Here is a 24620-nt window from a genome sequence, read left to right as displayed (position 1 = left end):
CGCACCGGTGGTCAAGGCACTCCGTCTTGGTTAGGTTGGAGCCATGAGCCCAGAAGAGCAGGAGCCGGTTTCCCTGCCGGTCAGCGCGTCGGTGGCTCATCTTCGCCGCCGCAAGCTGGAGGCCACCCAGGGACTGCTGGGCGACACGATCTCCATCAGCGACGAGGACTGGCAGCAGCCCAGCCGGTTGCCGGGCTGGACGCGAGCCCACGTCGCCACCCACATTGCGCGCAATGCCGACGGCATCCGCCGCGTGGTGCATGGCCTGCTGACCCACACCCCCAGCCTGATGTACCCGGACTCCCGGCAACGACGACGAGACCTGGAGGCCGGCTCGCGGCGGGGCGCACTGGACCTCCAGATAGACCTGGACACCTCGGCCGGGCAATTGAACGACACCTTCAGCTACCTGCAGGAGTCCGGCAGCACGGAGGAGGTCCAGGTACTGCCGGGGCTCGCCATGCCGGTGCACCACCTGATGGTGGCCCGGCTCAACGAGGTGGTGCTGCACCGCATCGACCTCGACCACGGATTCAGCGCCACGGACGTGGAGGCGGACATTGCCCGGTGGCTGCTGGAGTGGAACTGTTCCCGGCTCGGACAACGGACAGATCTGCCACCCCTGCGAATCCTCAGCAGCTCCGGTCTGCAGGCCACCGTGGGCCGCCCTGCCCCCGAGCACGAGGTACCGGTGGACGTCCATGGAACAGATGCCGGCCTGTTGGGCTGGTTGACCGGCCGCGGCGGCCCCGAGCTGGTGGGCGGCGCGGAGAGACTCGGCATACAGGAGTTGTGATGCAGACGACGACCTTCGACGACGGACTCACCCTGACCCGCGTGGTGGTGGGCGGCATGGGCAACAATGCCTATCTGCTCGACGACGGCGCCGGCCGAGCCCTGTTGGTCGATGCCGCCGCAGAACCAGAGACCCTGGCCCGATTGGTCGACGGTTTCACCGTCGAGACGATCGTCACCACACACCGGCACCATGACCACGTCGGCGCACTCCTCGCGACGGCCCGGCTCACGGGTGCTCGCACCCTGGCCGGCCGCCCGGACTGCGACGACATCGAGCGCCGGACCGGCATTGCCAGCGAGCCACTGTGGACCGGGGACGGGGTGCAGCTGGGCAAGCACCGGATCGGCGTCATCGGTCTGGTGGGGCACACCGCGGGTTCCATCACCCTGGTGCTGCGCCCGCAGAATGCCCCGGTGCAGCTCTTCACGGGAGATTCGCTCTTTCCCGGCGGCGTCGGCAAGACCGGCACGCCGGAGGACTTCTCCAGCCTGCTCGACGGGGTCATCACCCAGCTCTTCGAGGTCTTCGACGACGACACGGTGGTGTGGCCGGGACACGGCGAGCCCACCACCCTGGGGGCCGAGCGCCCCCACCTCGACGTATGGCGCCAACGCGGCTGGTGACCGCATCGGTTCTGGATGCTGAATTGGGCCGAGCCGTGATCCGTGGGAGGATTTCCCCCGGAGGGGAGTAATCCCACGCAGCAGGGTCGTCATCACGATGCCACCAGCACGGCGTCCGGCCCGCGGTCATCCTGTCCCATGGACGGGTGGCGGACGAGACCTCCAGCACTCCCCTGACCCTCTCGAAAGGTCCTGGATGAACATCCATCTCTACACCTGGCTCATCACGATCGGCGTGATGGCAGCCGTCCTGCTCTTCGATGTCTTCGTGATCGGCCGCAAGCCGCACGAGCCCTCGATGAAGGAGTGCGGCATCTTCGTCGGTGCCTTCGTCGGCCTGGCCATCCTCTTCGGCATCGGCGTGACCTATTTCTCCGGGCCCCAGTACGGCAAGGAGTTCTTCGCCGGCTGGCTCACCGAGTACAGCCTCAGCCTGGACAACCTGTTCATCTTCATCATCATCATGGCGAAGATGAAGGTCCCCCGTCAGCTGCAGCAGTACGCGCTGCTGGTGGGCATCATCCTGGCCCTGGTCTTCCGCGGGATCTTCATTGCGCTGGGCAAGAGCATGATCGAGGCCGCGGCCTGGGTCTTCTTCATCTTCGGCGCGTACCTCCTGTACACCGCGATCGACCTGGTCAAGGACTACTTCGAGAAGGACCACGACGACGAGGCAACCGAGAACCTGATGATCCGTTGGGTGAAGCGCACGCTGCCCTTCACCGAGGACTGGCAGGGCACCAAGAGCGCCGTCAAGATCAACGGCAAGCGCTTCTTCACCCCGATGTTCCTGGTGATCGTCGCCCTGGGTTCCACCGACGTGCTCTTCGCCCTGGACTCCATCCCCGCCATCTACGGCCTCACCCAGGAGCCCTACCTGGTCTTCACCGCGAATGCCTTCGCGCTGATGGGCCTGCGCCAGCTCTACTTCCTGATCGGCGGCCTGCTGAACAAGCTGGTCTACCTGCCGATCGGCCTGTCCATCATCCTGGGCTTCATCGGTGTGAAGCTCGTGCTGCACGCGGCGCACCACTACCACCTGGTGGGCGACTGGGCGGAGATCGGCATCGAGATGAGCCTCGGCGTGATCGTCGTCACCCTCGTCGTCACGACCGTCGCCAGCCTCATGAAGACCCGCAACATGTCCGACGAGGAACTCGCCGAGATGCACTGAGCCCCGCCGGTCAGGACCCCCGAGCGCCCCATCACCCCTCCGGGTGGTGGGGCGCTCGGCTGCTACTTGTTCGCCTCGATCATGCTGCGGAGCTCCTTCTTGAGGTCACCCACCTCGTCGCGCAGCCGGGCCGCGAGCTCGAACTGCAGCTCCTTGGCCGCCGTGTGCATCTGTTCGGTGAGCTCCTGCACCAGGTCCGCCAGCTCACTGACGGCCATGTTCGACGTGTCGAGGGCCCGCTTCTCCCCCAGCTGCGGCACCGGCTGCGAGGGCTTGCGCCCCCTCGGCTGGGCCTTCTCCACCAACGCGGCGGTGTCCGCATCCTCCCGGTTCAACATGTCGGTGATGTCGGCGATCTTCTTGCGCAGCGGCTGCGGGTCGATGCCGTGCTCGGTGTTGTAGGCGACCTGGATGGCGCGGCGACGATTCGTCTCGTCGATGGCACGCTCCATGCTGGGCGTGATCCTGTCCGCATACATGTGCACCTGACCGTCCACATTGCGGGCGGCACGGCCGATGGTCTGGATCAGGGAGCGGTCCGAGCGCAGGAAGCCCTCCTTGTCGGCGTCCAGGATGGCCACCAGGCTCACCTCGGGCAGGTCGAGGCCCTCACGCAGCAGGTTGATGCCCACCAGCACGTCGTACTCACCCATCCGCAGCTCCCGCAGCAGCTCCACCCGTCGCAGGGTGTCCACCTCGGAGTGCAGGTAGCGGGTACGCACCCCGTTCTCCATCAGGTAGTCGGTCAGGTCCTCGGCCATCTTCTTGGTCAGGGTGGTGACCAGGATGCGCTCGTTCTTGTCCGCCCGGGTGCGGATCTCGCCCAGCAGGTCGTCGATCTGCCCCTTGGTGGGCTTCACGACGATCTCCGGGTCAACCAGGCCGGTGGGGCGGATGATCTGCTCGACGAAGCCGTCGGCACGGGCCATCTCGTAGTTTCCGGGGGTGGCGGACAGGTAGACGGTCTGCCCGATCCGCTCGACGAACTCCTCGAAGCGCAGCGGGCGGTTGTCCATGGCACTGGGCAGCCGGAAGCCGTGCTCCACCAGGGTCCGCTTGCGGCTGGCGTCTCCTTCGTACATGCCGCCGATCTGCGGGACTGTGACGTGTGACTCGTCGATCACCAGCAGGAAGTCCGAGGGGAAGAAGTCCAGCAGGGTGTGCGCGGGGTCCCCCGCCTGTCGGCCGTCCATGTGCCGTGAGTAGTTCTCGATGCCCGAGCAGGTGCCGATCTGGCGCATCATCTCGATGTCGTAGTTGGTGCGCATCCGAAGCCGCTGCTCCTCCAGCAACTTGTTCTGCTTGTGCAGCTCGTCGAGCCTCTCCTCGAGTTCCTTCTCGATCCCGACGATGGCCCGCTCCATCCGTTCGGGGCCGGCGACGTAGTGCGTGGCCGGGAAGATGTACATCTCCTCGTCGGTGGTCAGCACCTCACCGGTCAGCGGGTGCATGGTGGACAGTGCCTCCACCTCGTCGCCGAAGAACTCGATGCGGACCGCATTCTCCTCGTACATCGGGAAGACCTCGAGCGTGTCGCCACGCACCCGGAAGGTGCCGCGAGTTCCCGCCAGGTCATTGCGGGCGTACTGGATCTCCACCAGCCGCCGCAGCAGGGCCTCCCGCTCGTACTCCTCGCCGACCTTGAGCCGGACCATCCGGTCCACGTACTCCTCGGGCGTACCAAGACCGTAGATGGCGCTCACGGTGGCCACCACGATCACGTCGCGGCGGGTCAGCAGGGAGGCCGTGGTGGAGTGCCGCAGACGCTCCACCTCCTCGTTCAGGCTGGAGTCCTTCTCGATGTAGGTGTCTGTCTGCGGCACATAGGCCTCTGGCTGGTAGTAGTCGTAGTAGCTGACGAAGTACTCCACCGCATTGTCCGGGAAGAACTGCCGCAGCTCGTTGGCATACTGCGCCGCCAGGGTCTTGTTCGGCTGCATCACCAGCACGGGCCGCTGCAGCCTCTCCGTGAGCCACCCGATGGTGGCGGTCTTGCCGGTGCCGGTGGCACCCAGCAGCACGACGTCCTGCTCACCGGCGCGGATGCGCCGCTCCAACTCGTCGATGGCCTTGGGCTGGTCCCCTGATGGCTCGAAGCCCGCCTGCATTGTGAAGGGGGCCACCACGCGCTGGATCTCGTCGACTGCTCGCATGCCTTGAAGGCTACAAGGAGGCTCCGACAAAACCGCCGGCCGATCAGCTGCAGGGCGAGGTGGGCATGTTCTGGCGGAGGTGCTTGGAGGAGATCCAGCGGCCGTCTGTCAGGTAGTACCACTGCGGACCATTCTTCTGTTGGGAGGGCACGGCGCAGACCGCGGTGATCGTGCTGCCCTTGCGAACGGTGCGCACCTGGGCGGCGGCCGTCAGCGGGGCCTTGCGGATGGGGATGTTGACGAGGGCCTTCACGGGCACCCGGTTACCGGTGCACCACCGCGGCGCGTTGCCGACATTGCGCACATAGCGGGCGGAGACGAAGCCCACCCCCTGGATGGGGACCTTGTACCAGATGTCATTGCCGCGCACGGACTCACCGCGCACCTTGCAGACCAGCATGATCTTCTCCTTGCCGAAGTGGCTGTCCTTCGCGACGCGAGCGCTGGGGGCGGTTCGAACCGTCACGGTGTTGGAGGTCACCTGGCCGTAGTACATGGTGGCGGCCTCGGCCGGTGTCGTGGCGGTCAGCAGGCTGCCTGAGATTCTCCTCCGAACTCGCTGAGCAGTGCTCTCAGCAGCCGCAGCCGTCGCCCTGCTGCCCGCGGCGCTTGAGGAGTTCGTGCCAGACGGCATGGGTGCGATCGGCCAGCTCCTCCATTCCGGCGTCGTTGCGGATCACGAAGTCCGCGACGCGCAGCCGGTCCGTGCGCGAGGCCTGGGAGTCGATACGTGCCTGGGCCTCGTCCTCGGTGAGGTCGTTGCGCGCCATCAACCGGGCCCGCTGGGTGTCCTCGTCGACGTCCACCACCACCAGCGCGTCGAAGGAGTCCTGCTGCCCCGTCTCCACCAGCAGCGGGATCATGTGCACCACGATCGCGTAGGGGTCGCTCACCTGGGCCTCGAGGGTCGTGGCGGCCGCCCGGACCCGGGGGTGGATGATCGCGTTGAGCTCCGCCCGAGCCGCGTCGTCGGAGAAGACGAGCCGCCCCAGGGCTGCTCGGTCCAGGCCTCCGTCGGGCAGCAGGATTCCCTCGCCGAACCGCTCGATGACGGCGGCCAGACCCGCGCTTCCCGGGGCGACGACGTCACGGGCCAGTTGGTCCGAGTCGATGACCAGCGCCCCGTGCTGCCGCAGCAGCTCACCGACGGCGGACTTCCCGGACGCGATCCCGCCGGTCAGGCCGACGCGGATCATGCCCCGCCCCCGACTGCGGCGAAGGTCCCGGTGACGGCAAAGCTGTCGGCCGCACGGCACCACAGTTCCATCATGTGCGGCCCACCATGCCCCTCGGACTCGACGACGTGCAGTTGGGCCGCGGGGAGCTCTCGCTTGACGGCCCAGGGGGTACTGACCGGATCCGAAACGTCTCTCCGGCCGTGGATCATGCAGATCGGCAGGCCCCGGAGCTCCTGGAGGTGCGCCGCCAACCCCCCGTCTGGAACCCACCCGGAGGCCTGCCCCGCGTGGTGGGACCAGTAGTGGCTGACCAGGGTGGTGAAGGCGATCTGCTCCTCGATGGGCGCTTCGCACAGACCGACGGGACGCAACTGGGCGACCGGCAGCCCGATCTGGATGTGGGTCTCCTCCCAGGCCATCCAGGCCAGGGCCAAGTCCAGCCGCGCCTCGGCGTCATCGCCGGTCATCACGCCGGCCACGGCATCGATGAGGCGTCCCTGCCCCGGCCGCCAGCCGCTGTGGGTGATCACCACGTCACAGAGGGACTGGAAGGCCTCGGGGTAGAGGGCACCGACACCCTCGGTGATCCAGTCCACCTCGGCAGGGCTGGTGGTGGTGACGGAGACCAGGACGATGCCGCGCACCCGGCCCGGGTGCGCCAGGGCGTACTGCAGGGCGAGGGTCGAACCCCAGGAGACGCCGGCGAGCAGCCAGGACTCGATCCCCAGATGGGCGCGCAGGGCCTCGATGTCCCGCACGAGATGCTCGGTGGTGTTGTGCTCCGGGCGGTGCGCGGGGGACGCGGCGCTGGGAGTGCTGCGGCCTGCGCCTCGCTGCTGCAGGCCGATGATGCGGTAGGCGGCCGGGTCGAAGTGGCGTCGATAGCCGGGCTTCAGACTGCCACCGGGGCCGCCATGGAGGTACAGGGCAGGGATGCCGTCGGGATTGCCGGAGGACTCCCAGTAGACCTGGTGACCGTCGCCAACCGTCAGCATCCCGTGATCGTGGGGGGATATCGGGGGATACACACGCAGAAGACTAACCCCCCGTACGCAAGAACCGGGGCCCCGACATGGTCGGGACCCCGGTTCAATATTCAGCTGATCAGCTGGCGCCGCCCGACAGTTTGTCGCGCAGGGCCTGCAGGGCCTCGTCGGAGGCCAGCGAGCCCTCGGGCTCCACGTCGGCCTGAGCGGTCGACGAGTAGGTGGCCGCGGTGACGGACTCGACAGCGGCGGTCTTGTCGGCCTGCTCGGCCTCCTCCGCCTGCTTCTTGAGCGCCATCCAGCGGGCCTGGGCCTCGGCGTACTGGGCCTCCCACGCGCGCTGCTGGTCCTCGAAGCCCGGCTTCCACTCGTTGGTCTCCGGATCGAAGCCCTCGGGGTAGATGTAGTTGCCGTTCTCGTCGTAGCTGGCGGTCATGCCGTACAGCGATGGGTCGAAGTCGTCGGCACCCAGGTCGACGCCCTCATTGGCCTGCTTCAGCGAGAGGCTGATGCGACGACGCTCGAGGTCGATGTCGATGATCTTGACCATGACCTCGTCGTTGACGGTGACGACCTGCTCCGGGATCTCCACGTGGCGCTCGGCCAGCTCGGAGACGTGCACCAGGCCCTCGATGCCCTCCTCGACACGCACGAAGGCGCCGAAGGGGACGAGCTTGGTGACCTTGCCGGGAACGATCTGCCCGATCTGGTGCATGCGGGCGAAGGTCTGCCACGGGTCTTCCTGGGTGGCCTTCAGCGACAGCGAGACGCGCTCGCGGTCCATGTCGACGTCCAGCACCTCGACGGTGACGGGCATGCCGACCTCGACAACCTCGGACGGGTGGTCGATGTGCTTCCAGGACAGCTCGGAGACGTGCACCAGGCCGTCGACGCCACCCAGGTCCACGAAGGCACCGAAGTTGACGATGGAGGACACGACGCCCTTGCGGACCTGGCCCTTCTGCAGCTGGGTGAGGAAGTTCTGGCGAACCTCGCTCTGGGTCTGCTCAAGCCATGCACGACGCGACAGGACGACGTTGTTGCGGTTCTTGTCCAGCTCGATGATCTTGGCCTCGAGCTCCTGGCCCACGTAGGGCTGGAGGTCGCGGACGCGACGCATCTCGACCAGGGAGGCGGGCAGGAAGCCACGCAGACCGATGTCGACGATGAGGCCACCCTTGACGACCTCGATGACGGAGCCGGTGACGACGCCGTCCTCTTCCTTGATCTTCTCGATGGTGCCCCAGGCGCGCTCGTACTGTGCGCGCTTCTTGGACAGGATCAGGCGACCTTCCTTGTCCTCCTTGGTCTGGACCAGGGCCTCGATCTCATCGCCCACGCTGACGACCTCGAAGGGGTCGACGTCGTGCTTGATGGAGAGTTCCTTGGAGGGGATGACGCCTTCGGTCTTGTAGCCGATGTCGAGGAGAACCTCGTCGCGGTCAACCTTGACGACGGTGCCGGTGACGATGTCGCCGTCGTTGAAGTACTTGATGGTGGCATCGATGGCGGCCATGAAGGCCTCGGCGGAACCGAAATCGTCGATGGCAACCTGAGGTGCGGCCTCAGAAGTGGAGGTCATGTAGTAGGACTCCGTAGTGGATGTGTGTGTCGGTGATGCTCCGTGGCCCTCCGACGAGCCAGGATCGGGCCGGAACGAGTTCCGACGGTTGACATGACACGACGAGCACAGCCTGCTCCGTCCGAGGATGCGCAGACCACAGCGCCCCAACAGCCTATCTTTCGCCCTGCTGAAGGGTCAATCCGGGTCTCAGGGAGCTGCCGCCCTTGACGGGTAGGGTCGGTGACATGGATCGACGACGCGGGCGGGGCCGCAGCATCCTGGCAATCGTCTCCGGCCTGCTGGCCGTGGGACTGTTCGTCGCTTGGTGGCTCGGAAGGGACTCCACCCGGGACCACCAGGGCACCGAGGCTCCCGTCCAGGGCACACCGTCTGCGGCAGGCCACCCGTCATCCCGCCCCTCCTCCCCCGGATCCACCTCCAGCGCATCCACCTCCAGCGCATCCACGGCAACGACGAGGGCGTCCACGGCGTCGAGGACCCCGTCTGCCGGTGCATCATCATCGGGCAGCTCGCCATCTGGCCGGCCGCCCGGTCCATCCGCGAGCTCGCTTCCCGAGGGCTGCTCCACGTCGGCCTCCCCCCTGGTGCCCACCCGGATCACCCTGGGCGACGTGGCCTCCGACGCCCCCGTGATGTCCCTGGGCCTGGCCGCGGACGGCACCGCGGCGGCCCCACCGAAGGACCAGCCGAAGACCGTCGGCTGGTACAACCTCGGTCCACGCCCCGGATCGGACAAGGGCAAGGTCGTGCTGACGGCGCACACCTACCACCGGGGCGGCGCCCTGGGCAATGCCCTCAACTCCGAGCAGGGACTGCGCCTCGGCGACGTGATCCGCCTCACCGACGCCTCCGGCCGCACGCTGTGCTACCGCCACACCCGCACCGCCAAGGTGATGGTCAAGGACTACGACCCGAAGTCCACAGTGCTCTACGACGACCACGGCGCGCCGATGCTGGCCATCGTTATCTGCTGGGACTACGAGAGGTCCACCAAGTTCTGGGCGTCGAGGATCATCTTCTACGCCGAACCGCTGGCCGCTTCCTGACGGCGCCCCTGGTTGGCAGCTCAGTGGGCGGCGTCGTGCCAGCTGCGCCCGGTGCCGACGCTGACGTCCAGCGGCACCTGCAGGTCCATCGCGTGACCCATCTTGTCCCGCACCAGCGCCTCCACCTGCTCGCGCTCGCCGGGTGCCACCTCGAGCACCAGTTCGTCGTGCACCTGCAGCAGGATCCGGCTGGCCAGCCCCTGCTGCACCAGCGCGGCCTCCACATCCAGCATGGCGATCTTGATCATGTCGGCGGCGGAGCCCTGGATCGGTGCGTTGAGCGCCGCGCGCTCGGCCATCTCACGCCGCTGGCGGTTGGACGAGTTGAGGTCCGGCAGGTGGCGGCGGCGTCCCAGCAGGGTCTCCGTGTGTCCGGTGCGCCGGGCCTGGGCGACGACGCCCTGCAGGTAGTCCCGCACCCCGCCGAAGCTCTCGAAGTAGTCGTCCATCAGCGCCTTCGCGTCGCTGTTGGTGATCCCCAGCTGGTTGGCCAGACCGAAGGCGCTCAGCCCATAGGCCAGCCCGTAGTTCATCGCCTTGATCTTGGCCCGCTGCTCACCGGTGACCTCGTCGGCCGGGACGTCGAAGACCTTGGCGGCCGTCACGCTGTGGAAGTCCATCCCGCTGCGGAAGGCCTCGACGAGCTGCTCGTCGCCGGAGACATGGGCCATGATCCGCATCTCGATCTGCGAGTAGTCGGCGGTCATCAGGCACTCGTAGCCGTCGCCCACGACGAAGGCATCGCGGATCCGACGGCCGGCCTCGGTGCGGATCGGGATGTTCTGCAGGTTCGGATCGGTGGAGCTGAGCCGGCCGGTGGCGGCGATGGTCTGCACATAGGTGGTGTGGATCCGCGAGCCGTCCTGGACGCTCTTGAGCAGCCCGTCGACGGTCTGGCGCAGCCGGATCTGGTCACGGTGGGCCAGCAGGTGCTCCAGGAAGGGGTGCCCGGTCTTGGCGTAGAGCCCCTCCAGCGCGTCCGCATCGGTGGTCCAGCCGCTCTTGGTCTTGCGGGTCTTGGGCATCTGGAGGTCGTCGAAGAGCACGGCCTGCAACTGCTTGGGCGAACCGAGGTTGATCTGCTTGCCGATGGTCTCGTAGGCGGCCTGTTCCGCCTCCACGACGCGTGCGTCGAAGTCGCTGCGCAGCCGCTCCAGGTGGTCGACGTCGACGGCGATGCCGACCTCTTCCATCCGGGCGAGGGTGGCGAGCAAGGGCAGCTCCACCTCGGCCAGCAGGCTTGAGCCACCCTGGGCCTCCAACTCGGCGGTCAGGGCCAGGGCCAGGTCGATCACGGCGCGGGCGCGCACCATCGAGGCCTGGGCAGCCTCCTCGGATCCGGAGTCGTCGTCACCCAGGCTGAACAGGGAGTCCTGTTCGACGGGCTCGGAGGCGCCGCCGCCCTCCACCCGAAGTTCCCGCTTGAGGTGGCGCAGGGTCAGGTCGGCCAGGTCGAAGGTGCGCTGGTCCGGCTTGAGCAGGTAGGCGGCCAGCACGGTGTCGCAGGTGACGCCGCGCAGCTCCCAGCCGCGGGCCCAGGCGGCCAGCATCGGTCCCTTGGCCTCGTGCACGGCCTTGCCGACGCCCTCGTCGGCCAACCAGCCGGCCAGCGCGGCGTCGTCGGCGGGGGTGAGGGCCTCAGTGGAGAACCAGCAGGCCGCACCGTCCCCCGCGGCGAGAGCCATCGCCGTGATGTCGCCCGTGCCGGAGGCCCAGTGGCCGGTCACATCCAGCCCGGTGACCTCGCCATGCCCGTGGGCCTCGAGCCATGGCGCCACCTGGGCCTCGCCCAGCATCTCACCGGAGACCTCGAAACCGCCCTCGACGGGGGTCTCGGCCTCGCCGAAGTACTCGATCAGTCGGTCGCGCAGGACCCGGAACTCCAGCTGGTCGAACAGGCTGTGCACGGCTTCACGGTTCCAGTCGCGCCGCTCCAGATCTGCGGGGGCCACGGGAAGGTCGAGGTCCCTGACCAGCGCATTGAGTTGACGGTTGCGGATGACGTCGGACAGGTGGGCCCGGAAGCTCTCGCCGGCCTTGCCCTTGACCTCGTCGGCGCGCCGGATGAGGTTCTCGAGGCCCTCGTACTGGGCCAGCCACTTGGCGGCCGTCTTCGGACCAACCCCGGGCACGCCGGGCAGGTTGTCGCTGGTCTCCCCGACCAGGGCCGCGAGCTCGGGATAGGTGGCCGGCGGCACGAGGTACTTCTCCTCCACCGCGGCAGGGGTCATCCGGGCCAGGTCACTGACGCCCTTCTTCGGGTAGAGCACGGTGACGTGTTCGTTGACCAATTGCATGGCGTCGCGGTCACCGGAGACCACAAGGGTCTCGAAGCCGGCCGCGGTGGCCTGGGTGGACAGCGTGGCGATGATGTCATCGGCCTCGTAGTTCTCCTTGCTCACGAAGGGGACTTCCAGCGCCCCCAGGACCTCCTGGATGAGCGCCACCTGACCCTTGAACTCGTCGGGGCTGGCCGAGCGAGTGGCCTTGTAGTCGGCATAGCTCTCGGTACGGAAGGTGACCCGCGACAGGTCGAAGGCGACGGCCAGGTGGGTGGGTGCCTCGTCGCGCAACAGGTTGATCAGCATCGACGTGAAGCCGTAGACGGCATTGGTGTGCTGCCCGGTGCTGGTGGAGAAATTCTCGACGGGCAGGGCGAAGAAGGCCCGGTAGGCCACCGAGTGGCCATCGATCAGCAGGAGCTTGGGGCGTGCGGTCGCGGCATCAGTCACGCAGGCGACTCTAGCCTGCCCCTACAGTGGCCCCATGCATGGAGACGCACTGCCCGGCTGGACCGGGGACCTGGACAGCGCACTCGACCAGAAGCTGGGCATCGAGCTCGTGGAGGTCGGCGCGGACCGCGTCGTGGGACGCATGCCGGTGGTCGGCAACACCCAGCCCCTCGGGCTGCTCCACGGGGGCGCCAATGCGGTGCTGGTGGAGACCCTGGGCTCGATCGGCGCCACGGCCCACGCCCGCAGCCGCGGCATGGTCGCCGTCGGGCTCGAGCTGAACATCACCCATCTGGGGGCTGCTCGGTCCGGATGGGTGACGGGAGTCGCAGTGGCCGTCCGGCTGGGCGGCACGGTGGCCTCCTACCAGGTGGAGATCACCGACGAGGACGGCCGGACCACGGCTACGGGCCGCCTCACCTGCCTGCTGCGCCCCGCCTGAACTACTTCTTGTTGCCCTTGCCCTGGGCGATGACCTTGTCGGCCACCTCACGCATGCTGATCCGCAGGTCCATCGCGGTCTTCTGGATCCAGCGGAAGGCCTCGGGCTCGCTCAGCCCCAGCCCCTCCTGCAGCATCCCCTTGGCCTGGTCGACGGCCTTGCGGGAGGCCAGTCGTTCCTCGAGGTCCTGGACCTCGTCCTCCACGGCGCGGATCTCGGCGAAGCGGCCCATGGCGATCTCGATGGCCGGGACGACGTCGGAGGCGTCGAAGGGCTTGACGACATAGGCCATGGCACCGGCCTCGCGAGCGCGCTCGACGAGGTCACGCTGGCTGAAGGCGGTGAGCATCACGACGGGGGCGATGCGTTCCTCCGCGATGATCTCGGCGGCGGTGATGCCATCCATCTTGGGCATCTTGACGTCCATCACGACGAGGTCGGGCTTCAGTTCACGGGCCAGTTCTACCGCTGCCTCGCCGTCGCCGGCCTGCCCCACCACGTCATATCCCTCGTCTCCGAGGAGTTCGACGAGGTCCATCCGGATGAGCGCTTCATCCTCCGCAACCAGGACGCGGGGTCGAGGGCGGTTGCTGTTCTCTTCGTTGGTCACGTTGCGTCCTTGCCTACTGGTCCTGCGTTGTTCACCTGTGGTCTGACCTTGGCTCTCCGTCAAGACTACGCCGTCCACGAGAAGGAACCGTGCCCAGTCTTTCAAAAATCGATGACGAGAGTGGTGAATTGTCCAAGGATCGCGATGATTCGTGCCCGGGAGGGGAGTCGAACCCCTACGGTCGTGAGACCAGACGGGTTTGAGCCGTCCGCGTATGCCATTCCGCCACCCGGGCCGGGGGCGCACCAATTCTGCCACACCCACGGCCGGCGGGCATCCTCAGGGGATCCCCGCCAGCCGTCGAGCTGTCAGAATTGCGTGTGACTCAGTGGTGGTCCATCGCCTGCGGCTTGATCTTGTGCACCCGCAGCGAGTTGGTCTTGCCGGGCACACCCATGGGCGAGCCGGAGACGATCACGATGTACTCGCCAACCTGCACGGTGCCGGCCTCGAGAAGGCTCTTCTCGACGGCGCGCACCATCTCCTCCGGGTCCGTGAACTCGGGGGTGATCTGTGCCGTGGCGCCCCAGGTGAGGGTCATCTGCTGACGAGTGGACTCGTCGGGGGTGAAGACCAGCATCGGGATCTCGGAGCGCAGGCGCGACAGGCGCTTGGCGGTGTCACCGGACTTGGTGAAGGCCACCAGGTACTTCGCGTCGACCCGCCCGGCCACCTCTGCGGCCGCCTTGGCGATCACGCCACCGGTGGTGTGCGGATCCCAGTCGATCTCGTTGATCTTGGCCATGCCGTGCTCTTCGGTGTTCGTCACGATGTTGGCCATCGTGCGCACGGTCTCGATCGGGTAGGCACCCACCGAGGTCTCACCGGAGAGCATGACCGCGTCGGCACCATCGAGGATGGCGTTGGCGACGTCGGAGGCCTCGGCGCGCGTCGGACGAGGAGCCGAGATCATCGACTCCAGCATCTGGGTGGCAACGATGACCGGCTTGGCCCACTTGCGGGCAGCGCGCACGATCCGCTTCTGGACCAGCGGGACCTCCTCCAGCGGGAGCTCCACACCCAGGTCACCACGGGCCACCATGAAGGCGTCGAAGGCGTCGATGATCGCATCGAGGTTCTCGATGGCCTGCGGCTTCTCGAGCTTGGCGATCACGGGAAGGCGCTTGCCCTCCTCGTCCATGATCTCGTGGACGCGCCGGATGTCCTCGGCATTGCGCACGAAGGACAGGGCGATCAGGTCGACATCGTGGCTCAGCGCCCAGCGCAGGTCGGCCTCGTCCTTCTCGCTCAGGGCGGGGACGCTCACGGAGACGCCGGGGAGGTTGATGCCCTTGTTGTTCGAGACGGGCCCGGCCACGGTGACCTTGCACACGACGTCGGTGGCGGTGACCTCCACCGCCTCCAGGCCGATGCGGCCGTCGTCGATCAGGATGGCGTCCCCGGGGTTCACATCCCCCGGCAGGCCCTTGAAAGTGGTCGAGCACCGGGTGGCGTCGCCCTGGATGTCATCGATGGTGATGGTGAAGGTCTGGCCGTAGGTCAGGGTGACCCTGTCCTCCGCGAAGCGCCCGAGGCGGATCTTGGGGCCCTGCAGGTCAGCCAGCACACCCACGGTGCGGCCGGCCTTGACGGCAGCCTCACGCGTCAGAGTGAGCCGCTTCTCATGTTCTGAGTGGTCACCGTGACTCATGTTGAGGCGGGCAACATCCATTCCCGCATTGACGAGTTCTTCCATACGCTCCGGGGTCGACACTGCCGACCCGAGCGTGCAAACAATCTTAGCTCTACGCACGCACCCCAGCTTACCCATGACCGGCCACCAAGCCCTCCTCCGGGGGTCGATGCCGAGGGTTGTTCATACGGTCGTCACACAGCGCGCGCTCAGCGCCCACCATGCGGGACGGAGAGTCTCACCATGAGCGCACGAGATCGAGGGCATGTTGCAGGTCCGCCGGATACTCCGAGGTGTAGGTGACCCACTCCCCCGTCCCCGGATGCGTGAAGGACAACTCGACGGCGTGCAGCCACTGCCGCTCCAGACCGAGCTTGGCTGCCAGCACCGGGTCCGCGCCATAGGTGGGGTCCCCTAAGCAGGGGTGCTTCATGGCCGCCATGTGCACCCGGATCTGGTGGGTACGCCCGGTCTCGAGGTGGATCTTGAGCAATGTGGCGGCGCGGTGGGCCTCCAACGTCTCGTAGTGCGTGACCGAGTGGCGACCACCTTCGACGACCGCCATCTTCCACTCCGAGCCGGGATGGCGCGCGATGGGCGCGTCAATGGTCCCCTCGAAGGGATCCGGGTGCCCCTGGACCAGGGCGTGGTAGGTCTTGTCGACGGTTCGGTCCCGGAAGGCCTGCTTCAGCACGGTGTAGGCGCGCTCGCTCTTCGCCACCACCATCAGCCCCGAGGTCCCGACGTCGAGCCGCTGCACGATCCCCTGCCGTTCCTGGGCACCGCTGGTGGAGATCCGGAAGCCCGCACCGGCCAGGTGCTCCACGACGCTGGGCCCCTCCCATCCGAGGGACGGGTGCGCAGCCACCCCGACGGGCTTGTCCACCACGACAATGTCGCGATCGTCATGGACGATGCCCACGCCCTCGACCTCGCGTGGCGTCACCTGCACACCCGACGGCACGGCCTCGAGGTCGACCTCGAGCATCTGGCCACCTCGCACGCGCACCGACGGCTTGTCCACCGTCGAGCCGTCAAGACGCACGGCACTGGCCTCGACGAGATCCGCGATCCGGGACCGCGAGAGCCCGGTCATCCGGGCGGCGGCGGCATCGACACGATCCCCGTCGAGCCCATCGGGAACGAGCAAGACGCTCATTGGTCCTCCTGGTCCGCACCACCGCGAAAGGCCTCCAGGAGGAGGATGGCGGCGGTCATGGTGATGAAGATGTCCGCGACATTGAAGATGGCGAAGTGCGGCACCTGGAGGAAGTCCACCACATGGCCGCGCATCGGCGACGGGGGGCGGAACAAGCGGTCCACGAGGTTGCCGACGATACCGGCCGTCGCCATGCCGGCCAGGATGCCCGAGGCCACCGTGCGCACCCGTGGCAGCACCACCAGGAACATCACCAAGCTGGCGACGACCGCCAGCACGCTGATCACGGCGGTCGCCTGGTCACCCAGGCTGAAGGCCGCTCCGGGATTGCGGATCAGGTGCAGTTGGAGCCACTGCCCCAGCACCCGCACGGGACGCTGCGGATCGAGGTGCTCCACCGCCAGGTACTTGGTGAGCTGGTCCAAGACCAGTCCCATCAGGACGACGACCAGCATCGTCCAGCGCGCGCGGCGTCGGAGATCGGTCTGCTCCACGGAGGTGCTTATCGTCGTTCCTGTCGCTGCTTGCAGGAGACGCACATGGTGGCGCGGGGGAAGGCCTGGAGACGCGCCTTGCCGATCGGTTTGCCGCAGTTCTCGCACAGGCCGTACTGGCCCTTGTCGAAGAGGCCCAGGGCGAGGCGCGACTGGTCCAGCATCTCGCGCGCATTCTGGGCCAGGGACATCTCCTGGTCACGCTCGAAGTTGGAGGAACCCACGTCGGCCGGATCCCGCCCGGCGCCATCGGAACCCTCGCGCATCAGGCCGGCGAGCTCAGCCTCGGTGACCTCGATGGCCTTCTCCATGCGCTCGATCTCACTGACGAGCTCCTCACGGACCTCCGCGACCTCCTCGACGGTCCAGGGCTCCTCGCCCTCACGGACCGGCAGAACCGTCTGTTCGACCTTCGTCTTGCTGGTGGCCATCTGCGCTGCTCCTCGGGCTGGCGTGACGTCGCGTGGGACGACGCCCTGTTGGGTCACGGCATCCATGCCGCCTGAGAGGCGAAGATACACCAGCTGTCAAGAGTGCGCACCCACCCCGCCAGGCGTTTCGGCCCAACATGGCGCCGGGCCCCGACACCAACGGTGTCGGGGCCCGGCGAATGCAAGAGCGCTGGGATCAGTTGCCCTCGGCCAGCAGGGCGTCCAGACGCGGAGTCTGCGAACCGCCGTGGTCCTTGTCCGTGGCTCGCGCCTCGCCCAACAGGGCAGGCTTGCCCGAGGGCTCGAGCTTGCCGGACTTGACCGCCTCGAGCTGGGCGGTGAAGTGCTGCACCATCGAGCTGCGGTAGTCGTCCTCGAAGCTGCGCAGGCGGTCCACCTTGCCGACCAGTTCGTCGCGCTCGGCCTCCAGCTGGGCAAAGAGCTCGCGGCGGCGATTCTCCGCGTCGAGGTTGACCCGCTCGGAATTCGTGCGCGCCTCGGTGGCCAGACGCTCGGCCTCGGCACGCGCGGCCGCGGTCATCTGGTCCGCATTGACGCGGGACTCGGACTGGGTGCGCTCGGCGCGGGTCTGGGCGTCGAGGGTCAGCTCCTGGGCCTTGCGGTTGGCCTCGTCCAGCTTGCGCTGGGCCTCGCTCTCCGCCTCGGACACCACGGACTCTGCCTGCTCGGTGGCCAGCTGCACCAGACGGGTCACCGCCGGGCTGGCCTGCGCGGCCGTGGCGACGACGATCTTCTCCACCTTGCCACCGCCCTGACCATCCATCACGGTGAGACCGGTGGACTGGCGGGCCTGCTCGAGCTGCTGACGCAGGTCTGCATTCTCGTCCCGCAGACGGGCCAGCTCGGCCGCCTGGTCCTTGTCCTCGGCCGGGGCCGCTGCGGCCACGGTCTCGGACTGCTGCTTGCGAGCCTCTTCCAGCTCGGCGCGCAGACGCTCATTCTCGGTGCGCAGGTCCGGGTCACCGTCGGACTCAGCGGAGGACCCGTCCAGCGCCTCGAGCTGGGCCTGCAGGCGCTCGTTCTCCTCCAGCATGGTCGCGAAGGTGACATCGACCTTGTCGACGAAGTCGTCCACCTCGGTGGCACGGTAGCCCTCGCCCACTCGCTTGGCGATAGGGAAGCGAACGTTCTTCACGTCCTCAAGGGTCAGCGTCATGTGAAACTCCCAGCTCGATGACTTGTGGCAGCCCCCCGCGGGGACTGCCCCTCAGGCTACTCCAGCGGTACCAACCCGCACCACCAAGCACTCGAGGGTTCAGGTGGTCCGGGCCTCAACCCTCAGCTCTGGTTGAAGAATCCACCCTGGGCAATGCGTTCCTTGTCCTCCGCCGTGACGGTGACATTCTGCGGGGAGAGCAGGAAGACCTTGCTGGTCACCCGCTCGATCGTGCCGCGCAGGCCGAAGATCAGGCCAGCGGCGAAGTCCACCAGCCGCTTGGCGTCGGTGTCCTCCATCTCGGACAGGTTCATGATCACCGGCACATTGTCACGGAAGTGCTCGCCGATGGTGCGCGCCTCGTTGTAGGTGCGCGGGTGCACGGTGATGATCCGGGTCAGGTCAGCGGTGCGCGGGCCGGGGGCCGCGCTGGCACCACTGGAGCCACTGGCACCACTGGGGCGCGCCGTGGCCTGGTTGACCGTGACGGCCTGCGGCGCCGGCTGGCTGGCAGGCTGCTGTGCCGCCGGGCGACGCTCGGGCAGCGAGGTGATCTGCGAGGGCTCGTACTCGTTGTCGCTGAAGACCTCTTCGGTCAGCTCACCGTCCGCCTCGTAGTCGTAGCGCGAGTCCTCGATGAGGCCCAGCCACTTGCCCACCTTCTTCATGCTGCTGTCCGACATATGCCCTCCTGGAATGACGTCTTCGACAGGTTACCCGGTGCACGCCGCGCGCGCCGCGCGCAGCCTCACGACACGCGCCAAATGATGCCCGCCTGGCGCCCGGCGCCAGCACCGTCGCGCCGGTACGAGTGCAGCGATTCCTCCGTGAGCGTACACATGTCGTCACGTTCGACGGCAATGCCGAGTGCCCCCAGCTGCCGCTGGCAGCCGAGTCCCAGGTCCAGGGACGGGGTGCCCCAGGAGGTGGTGGATGCGACCCCGGGATGCCGAGCGTCCACCTCCTGCGCCATCCGCTCGGGAACCTCGTAGCAGGAACCGCACACATGCGGTCCGATCCAGGCCCGGATGTCGGTGGCCCCCAGGGCACCCATTGCCTCGACAGTGGCCCCCAGCACCCCACGGTCGAAGCCGACCCGCCCGGCATGCGCTCCCCCGATGACGCCGGCCACCGGGTCGGCCAGCAGCACCGGGACGCAGTCCGCCACCCGGATCACCAGGCCGATACCTGGCTGGGTGGTCACGGCCGCGTCCGCCACCGGCAGCGCCTGCGCATGCGGCTCCCCCAGCCATGAGTCCTCGGTCCAGGTGGAGAGGAAGTCCTCGTCGACGGTCAGCACCTCGTGGCCATGGACCTGGTGCAGCGCCACGAGCCGGCTGATGCCCAGCGCGTCGCGGACGGCGTGCCCATTGGCCCGCAGGTGCGTGACCTCGTCCACGTCGGTTCGGCCCAGGTTGAGTGAGCCGAGGCTACCGGTGCTGGAGCCGTCGTGGCGGTCGGTGAAGCAGACCCCGACCGGGACGTCGGGGGCAGGGCGGGCGAGGAAGCTGAACATGCAGACATCGTAAAGGCCCCCCGACGCTTGGTCGGGGGGCCTTGACGGGAGGTCTTACTTCAGGAAGTCCGGGATGTCCAGGTCATCGTCGGACTCGGCCGGGCGCGGGGTGCGCGCCGTCTCGAAACCCGTCTGCTGCGGAACCGGAGGCTGCGCCTGGTGGCTGTAAGGGTTGTTCTGCTGCGTGTTCTGGAAGGTCGGCTGCGCCGGCGAGGACGGCGAGCTGGACGAGCCCATCACCTGCGGGCCGCGGGCCACCTGCGTCGCGGTGGGCGTGTTCTGCGCCTGCGGCGGGGTGAGCGCGGTGTTGCGAGTGCCGTTGACGTTCAGGCCGGGCGAGCGCTGCACGCCGGGCTGGCGACGGGGCGGGGCGCCACCGTCGAAGCCGGCGGCGATCACGGTGACGCGCACCTCGTCGCCCAGACCGTCGTCGATGATGGTGCCGAAGATGATGTTGGCCTCGTCGTGCGCGGCGGCCTCGATCAGGTTGGCGGCGGCCGAGACCTCGAACAGACCCAGGTCCGAGCCACCCGCGATCGAGAGCAGCACTCCGTGCGCGCCGTCGATGGAGGTCTCCAGCAGCGGCGAGTTGATGGCCAGCTCTGCGGCGGCGCGGGCGCGGTCCTCGCCGCGGGCCGAGCCGATGCCCATCAGGGCGGAGCCGGCATTGCTCATCACGGACTTCACGTCGGCGAAGTCAAGGTTGATCACGCCGGGGGTGGTGATCAGGTCGGTGATGCCCGAGACGCCCTGCATCAGCACCTGGTCGGCCTGCTTGAAGGCGTCCAGGATGGCGACCTGGTGGTCGGTCATCTGCAGCAGCTTGTCGTTCGGGATGACGATGAGGGTGTCGACCTCCTCACGCAGACGTGCGATGCCCTCCTCCGCCTGGGTCGAGCGACGCTTGCCCTCGAAGGAGAAGGGGCGGGTCACGACGCCGATGGTCAGGGCGCCCAGCGAGCGCGCGATCTTCGCGACGACGGGGGCACCACCGGTACCGGTGCCGCCGCCCTCGCCCGCGGTGACGAAGACCATGTCGGCACCCTTGAGGGTCTCCTCGATCTCGTCGGCGTGGTCCTCGGCGGCCTGACGACCCTTGTCCGGGTCGGCGCCGGCGCCGAGACCGCGGGTCAGCTCGCGGCCGACGTCGAGCTTGACGTCCGCATCGCTCATCAGCAGCGCCTGCGCGTCGGTGTTGATCGCGATGAACTCCACACCCTTGAGCCCGGCCTCGATCATGCGGTTCACGGCGTTGACACCGCCGCCACCCACGCCGACGACCTTGATCACTGCCAGATAGTTCTGCGAAGCACTCGCCACGGGGATCCCGCCTCAATTCTTGTACACGTACGGTTCTGGCGACCCTGCGGGCGCCCGGGAACAACTGGGTGTCCGGGAGCGACGGATCGTTTGACCTCCACAGGCTATGAGGTGGGCAAAAGCCCTGTCCAACAGTGCGTCGAGTGCTGGGTGAGAGTCTCAACCAAGCCTTGAGCCCTCACCTGCCGGTCCCTCAGCACGCTCAACGGGTGCTGGGGCTGCCCGGCGAACTGACGTCGAAGACGGTGGCCTTCTGGCCGAGCAGGGTCATCAACACCGGCACCTTCTCGTTCGAGGCGGCGGCACTTCCCCAGACCACGGTGCGCCCCTTGCTGAGCGCCAGGGTGATGTGGTCCGGGCCGGTGGCCTGCACCACCTGCACCTGGCCGCGCAACTGCGGAGGCAGGGACTGGACGACGGTCGCGATGTCGGAGAGCAGCCTGTTGTCCACCGTGTCGGTGCGCACCAGCACCGCGCCCTTGGTGGGCCGGGCGCTGGAGGCGAAGACCACGCCCGCATGGTCGACGGACTGGTACTGGGAACCCGACTGGCGCAGGAAGACGGCTGTGCGCTCGGTGACCTCGATGCGGACCGTTCGGGGCAAGGAGGTGGTCACCCTGACCTTCTCGACGGGGGCCAGCGCCCCCGCCACCCGCTCGGCGACCGGTTGGGTGTCCAGCGTGGCCAGCGGAGTTCCCAACGGCACCTGGGCCGCCTCGACGACCTGGTCCTGACTGACCATCGAGGCACCACGGACCTCCACCTGCCGAGCCGAGAGCAGCGGGCTGAAACGCACCAGCCACACCAGCCCCAGGGCCAGCGCCAGCAGCACCGCCACGCCGGACACCAGCAACCGTCGACGACGGTTCTCCCGGCGGCGCCTCTCGGCGATGGCCGCCGAGACATCCGTCGGCGTGGCGGGACGCGGGCGCGAGGCGGCAGGATCGACGCTCGCCGGGGTCATCGGTCCTCGGCCCCGGGCTCACCGGGGCGGCCGTGCAGCTGGTCCACCAGCAGCGGACCCACCAGGGTCACGTCGCCGGCGCCCAATGTCATCACCAGGTCCCCCGGCTGGGCGAGTTCGGCCAGCGCGGAGGGCAGGTGTGCCTTGTTAGGCACGTAGAGGGCATCGGCGCCGGCGGCCAGCGCGGCGTCGAGCACCAGCGTGCCGTCGACACCCTCCATCGGGTCCTCGCGGGCGGCGTAGACATCGGTGACCACGACGAGGTCGGCCAGTGCCAGGGCCTGGCCGAACTCGGCGGCGAAGTCACGGGTCCTGCTGAACAGGTGGGGCTGGAAGCACGCGACCAGCCGTCCCTCCCCCGCCGCCTTGCGGGCCGCCGTGAGGGCGGCACGGATCTCGGTCGGGTGGTGGGCGTAGTCGTCGAAGACACGCACGCCGTCCACCTCGCCGACCAGCTGGAAGCGGCGCAGGGTGCCGGTGAAGCTGCCTGCCGCCCGCACCAGGGCCTCGGGGTCGTGTCCCAGCAGCCGCCCGACGGCGAAGGCCGCCGCCGCATTGCCCAGGTTGTAGCGTCCGGGAACCTGCAGCTGGAGCCGGCCGCTCCACCCGTCGTGGGTGAGGGTGGCGCTGGCCGTGGTCCCCTCGAAGTCCAGCTCGGTCAGCCGCACCTCGCACTCGGGACCCTCGCCGTAGGCGAGCACGGTGCGGCCCTCGGCGCGCAACTGGTGCGCCAGCGTCGCGGCCACCGGGTCATCGCCGTCGAGGACCACGGCCCGGACGTGCTCACCGGTCGCGAAGCGGGTGAAGCCGGCATGGTAGGCCTCTGCCGTGCCCCAGTTGTCCAGGTGGTCGGCCTCCACATTGGTGACCACCGCGATGGTGGTCGGGTACTGCAGGAAGGTGCCGTCGGACTCGTCGGCCTCGACGACGAAGGCCTCGCCGCTGCCCAGATGGGCACTCTTGCCGGTGCTGGCCAAGGGCGAACCGATCACGTAGGACGGGTCTGCGCCCACCTCGGTGAGCATCACCGAGGTCATGCCGGTGGTGGTGGTCTTGCCGTGCGTTCCGGCGATGGAGACGGCCTCACGGCCGAGCATCAGCGCGGCCAGGGCGGTGCTGCGGTGCCAGATCCTCAAGCCGCGCTCGCGAGCGGCGGACAGCTCGGGATTGCTCTCCCGGATGGCCGAGGAGACGACCACGGTCCTTGCATCGCCCAGCTGAGCAGGGTCATGCCCGATGTGCGTGCGAATGCCCAGGTGCCCCAGCTGGCGCAGCGCGGGCGAATCGGACTGGTCGGAGCCCGAGACCTCGAGGCCCAGGTCGTGGTACAGCTCCGCGATGCCGCTCATCCCGGCGCCACCGATCGCAATGAAGTGCACCGGGCCGATCTGGTCGGCGGGCAGCAGCTCGACGGGTTCGCGCAACATCTGGTTCTCCCTCATCCTCTACTTGCGGGCCGCGTCACGTGCGCAGTCCAGCACGATCCGCGCCACCGCATCGGCGGCGGCCGCGTCGAACAGTCCCGGGCCGGCGGCGGCCATGGTGGCCAGTCGCTCCGGATCCGTGATCCGCTCAAGCACCTCGCGCACCAGCCGAGGTCCGTCCAGCTCCGCATCGGGAACCAGGACGCCGCCACCGGCGGCCACCAGGTCCGTGGCATTTCGGGCCTGTTCACCATTCCCGTGGGGCAGCGGGACGAAGACGGCCGGCAGCCCGCACATGCCGGCCTCGAAGACGGTGCCGGCGCCGGAGCGGGCCACCATCATGTCTGCCGCAGCGTACGCATTCTCCATCCCGTCCACATAGGCCACCGGATGGTAGGCGGCACCGGTCTGCTCGTCGCGCAGCACGACGAGGTCATCGGTGTAGTTCTTGGGACCCCAGATGTGCAGCACCTGGACCCCGGCGGCCAGCACTTCCTGGCGCGCGGCGAGTGTTGCATTGTTGATGCTGCGGGCGCCCTGGGAGCCGCCGGTCACCAGCAGCGTGGGGCGCTCGGGATCCAGGCCGAAGTGGGCACGCGCCTGGGCGCGGCGCCCGGCCCGGCCCTGGGTGGCCAGCTCGGTGAGCTCACGGCGCACCGGCAGCCCCACCTGCTCACGGCGCGGCAACGTGGTGCCCGGGAAACTGGTCAGCACCCGACGGGCAAAGCGGGCTGCCACCTTGTTGGCCAGGCCCGGCACGGCATTGCCCTCGTGGATCACGACGGGGATGCCGCGACGACGGGCGGCAAGGTAGGCGGGCATCGAGACATAGCCGCCGAAGCCCACGACGGCCTGTGCGCGCGCCTGGTCAAGTACCTCACCGGCACGGCGCACGGAACCGGCCAGCCGCAGCGGCACCTTGGCGAGGTCGACGGTGGGCTTGCGCGGCATCGGTACCGGCGGGATGAGTTCCAGCCGCAGACCGGCAGCCGGCACCAGGCGCGTCTCCAGGCCCTTGGAGGTGCCGATGCAGGTCAGTTCGACGCCGGGAACCATCCTCTCCAGGGCCTCGGCGGTCGCGATCATCGGGGCGATGTGGCCCGTCGTGCCGCCGCCCGCGAGCACGATGAGAGGGGCCGCCTGACCGGTGGTGGTGTGTTCACTCATGCGCACT

The 24620-nt window shown here is 68.2% G+C and carries 23 protein-coding genes and 1 tRNA gene; 5 read left to right on the top strand and 19 right to left on the bottom strand.

From position 1 onward, the window contains the following. Positions 1-43: 43 nt before the first annotated feature. The 3 genes from EDD41_RS14340 (at position 44) to EDD41_RS14330 (ending at position 2596) form a co-directional block, all read left to right on the top strand. Positions 44-796 (top strand): maleylpyruvate isomerase family mycothiol-dependent enzyme, encoded by a 753-nt coding sequence (locus EDD41_RS14340; RefSeq protein ID WP_123576368.1) that lies wholly within the window; start codon positions 44-46, stop codon positions 794-796. Further along, positions 796-1422 (top strand): MBL fold metallo-hydrolase, encoded by a 627-nt coding sequence (locus EDD41_RS14335; RefSeq protein ID WP_123576367.1) that lies wholly within the window; start codon positions 796-798, stop codon positions 1420-1422. Before EDD41_RS14340 ends, EDD41_RS14335 begins: the two co-directional genes overlap by 1 nt. Positions 1423-1618: 196 nt before the next feature. Beyond that, entirely contained in the window at positions 1619-2596 is a 978-nt protein-coding gene (locus EDD41_RS14330; protein ID WP_123576366.1) for a TerC family protein, read from the top strand. Positions 2597-2658: 62 nt separating this feature from the next. Here the strand turns inward: EDD41_RS14330 and uvrB are convergent, their stop codons facing one another. From uvrB to rpsA, 5 genes are all read right to left on the bottom strand, one after another. Further along, positions 2659-4749, bottom strand: a complete 2091-nt coding sequence (gene uvrB / locus EDD41_RS14325) for an excinuclease ABC subunit UvrB (protein ID WP_094766097.1) — start codon at positions 4747-4749, stop codon at positions 2659-2661. Positions 4750-4792: 43 nt separating this feature from the next. Beyond that, positions 4793-5230, bottom strand: a complete 438-nt coding sequence (locus tag EDD41_RS14320; protein ID WP_148060583.1) for a hypothetical protein — start codon at positions 5228-5230, stop codon at positions 4793-4795. A gap of 91 nt (positions 5231-5321) precedes the next feature. Then, positions 5322-5945: a dephospho-CoA kinase gene (gene coaE / locus EDD41_RS14315; RefSeq protein ID WP_123576364.1), complete on the bottom strand. Its 624-nt coding sequence runs from the start codon at positions 5943-5945 to the stop codon at positions 5322-5324. After that, a complete protein-coding gene (locus EDD41_RS14310) occupies positions 5942-6922 on the bottom strand; it encodes an alpha/beta fold hydrolase (RefSeq protein WP_123576363.1) in 981 nt (326 codons plus the stop codon). The genes coaE and EDD41_RS14310 overlap by 4 nt, the downstream gene beginning before the upstream one ends. A 109-nt stretch (positions 6923-7031) precedes the next feature. Continuing rightward, on the bottom strand, positions 7032-8495 hold the full coding sequence (gene rpsA / locus EDD41_RS14305) for a 30S ribosomal protein S1 (protein ID WP_094766101.1): 1464 nt from the start codon (positions 8493-8495) through the stop codon (positions 7032-7034). A 227-nt stretch (positions 8496-8722) separates the two neighbouring features. Between rpsA and EDD41_RS16640 the strand changes: the two genes are divergently transcribed. Next, positions 8723-9544 (top strand): class F sortase, encoded by an 822-nt coding sequence (locus tag EDD41_RS16640; protein WP_148060582.1) that lies wholly within the window; start codon positions 8723-8725, stop codon positions 9542-9544. A 20-nt stretch (positions 9545-9564) separates the two neighbouring features. On the opposite strand, the gene polA is transcribed toward EDD41_RS16640, so the two are convergent. Next, on the bottom strand, positions 9565-12276 hold the full coding sequence (polA, locus tag EDD41_RS14290; RefSeq protein ID WP_123576360.1) for a DNA polymerase I: 2712 nt from the start codon (positions 12274-12276) through the stop codon (positions 9565-9567). 34 nt (positions 12277-12310) lie between these two features. Between polA and EDD41_RS14285 the strand changes: the two genes are divergently transcribed. Continuing rightward, on the top strand, positions 12311-12718 hold the full coding sequence (locus tag EDD41_RS14285; protein WP_094766104.1) for a PaaI family thioesterase: 408 nt from the start codon (positions 12311-12313) through the stop codon (positions 12716-12718). A 1-nt stretch (position 12719) separates the two neighbouring features. Here EDD41_RS14285 and EDD41_RS14280 read toward each other — a convergent pair whose 3' ends face one another. From EDD41_RS14280 to murG, 13 genes are all read right to left on the bottom strand, one after another. Continuing rightward, positions 12720-13328: an ANTAR domain-containing response regulator gene (locus EDD41_RS14280; RefSeq protein WP_123576359.1), complete on the bottom strand. Its 609-nt coding sequence runs from the start codon at positions 13326-13328 to the stop codon at positions 12720-12722. A gap of 152 nt (positions 13329-13480) precedes the next feature. Continuing rightward, positions 13481-13563 (bottom strand) — tRNA-Leu (locus EDD41_RS14275). 90 nt (positions 13564-13653) lie between these two features. Next, positions 13654-15081: a pyruvate kinase gene (pyk, locus tag EDD41_RS14270; RefSeq protein WP_123577140.1), complete on the bottom strand. Its 1428-nt coding sequence runs from the start codon at positions 15079-15081 to the stop codon at positions 13654-13656. A 118-nt stretch (positions 15082-15199) separates the two neighbouring features. Further along, on the bottom strand, positions 15200-16120 hold the full coding sequence (locus EDD41_RS14265) for an RluA family pseudouridine synthase (protein ID WP_123576358.1): 921 nt from the start codon (positions 16118-16120) through the stop codon (positions 15200-15202). After that, entirely contained in the window at positions 16117-16614 is a 498-nt protein-coding gene (lspA, locus tag EDD41_RS14260; protein ID WP_245995661.1) for a signal peptidase II, read from the bottom strand. The genes EDD41_RS14265 and lspA overlap by 4 nt, the downstream gene beginning before the upstream one ends. An 8-nt stretch (positions 16615-16622) precedes the next feature. Beyond that, a complete protein-coding gene (locus EDD41_RS14255; protein WP_179110755.1) occupies positions 16623-17045 on the bottom strand; it encodes a TraR/DksA family transcriptional regulator in 423 nt (140 codons plus the stop codon). 196 nt (positions 17046-17241) lie between these two features. Then, positions 17242-18222: a DivIVA domain-containing protein gene (locus EDD41_RS14250; protein WP_123576357.1), complete on the bottom strand. Its 981-nt coding sequence runs from the start codon at positions 18220-18222 to the stop codon at positions 17242-17244. Positions 18223-18344: 122 nt separating this feature from the next. Then, complete coding sequence (locus EDD41_RS14245) at positions 18345-18905, bottom strand: cell division protein SepF (protein WP_123576356.1); 561 nt, start codon at positions 18903-18905, stop codon at positions 18345-18347. Between the two features lie 65 nt (positions 18906-18970). After that, positions 18971-19738, bottom strand: coding sequence for a purine nucleoside phosphorylase YfiH/LACC1 family protein (locus EDD41_RS14240; protein WP_123576355.1), 768 nt, complete (start codon positions 19736-19738; stop codon positions 18971-18973). Between the two features lie 54 nt (positions 19739-19792). After that, the gene (gene ftsZ / locus EDD41_RS14235) at positions 19793-21058 is read right to left on the bottom strand and encodes a cell division protein FtsZ (RefSeq protein ID WP_094766113.1); all 1266 of its coding nucleotides are present in this window, start codon (positions 21056-21058) and stop codon (positions 19793-19795) included. A gap of 202 nt (positions 21059-21260) precedes the next feature. Further along, a complete protein-coding gene (locus tag EDD41_RS14230; protein ID WP_094766114.1) occupies positions 21261-22022 on the bottom strand; it encodes a cell division protein FtsQ/DivIB in 762 nt (253 codons plus the stop codon). Beyond that, positions 22019-23449: a UDP-N-acetylmuramate--L-alanine ligase gene (murC, locus tag EDD41_RS14225; protein ID WP_094766180.1), complete on the bottom strand. Its 1431-nt coding sequence runs from the start codon at positions 23447-23449 to the stop codon at positions 22019-22021. The genes EDD41_RS14230 and murC overlap by 4 nt, the downstream gene beginning before the upstream one ends. 18 nt (positions 23450-23467) lie before the next feature. Then, a complete protein-coding gene (gene murG / locus EDD41_RS14220) occupies positions 23468-24613 on the bottom strand; it encodes an undecaprenyldiphospho-muramoylpentapeptide beta-N-acetylglucosaminyltransferase (protein ID WP_123576354.1) in 1146 nt (381 codons plus the stop codon). Positions 24614-24620: the final 7 nt, after the last annotated feature.

This window comes from Luteococcus japonicus (assembly GCF_003752415.1).
Taxonomy (GTDB): domain Bacteria; phylum Actinomycetota; class Actinomycetes; order Propionibacteriales; family Propionibacteriaceae; genus Luteococcus; species Luteococcus japonicus.
The sequence above is the reverse complement of the archived record's forward strand: the minus strand, read 5'-3'. Positions and strand labels throughout refer to the sequence as shown.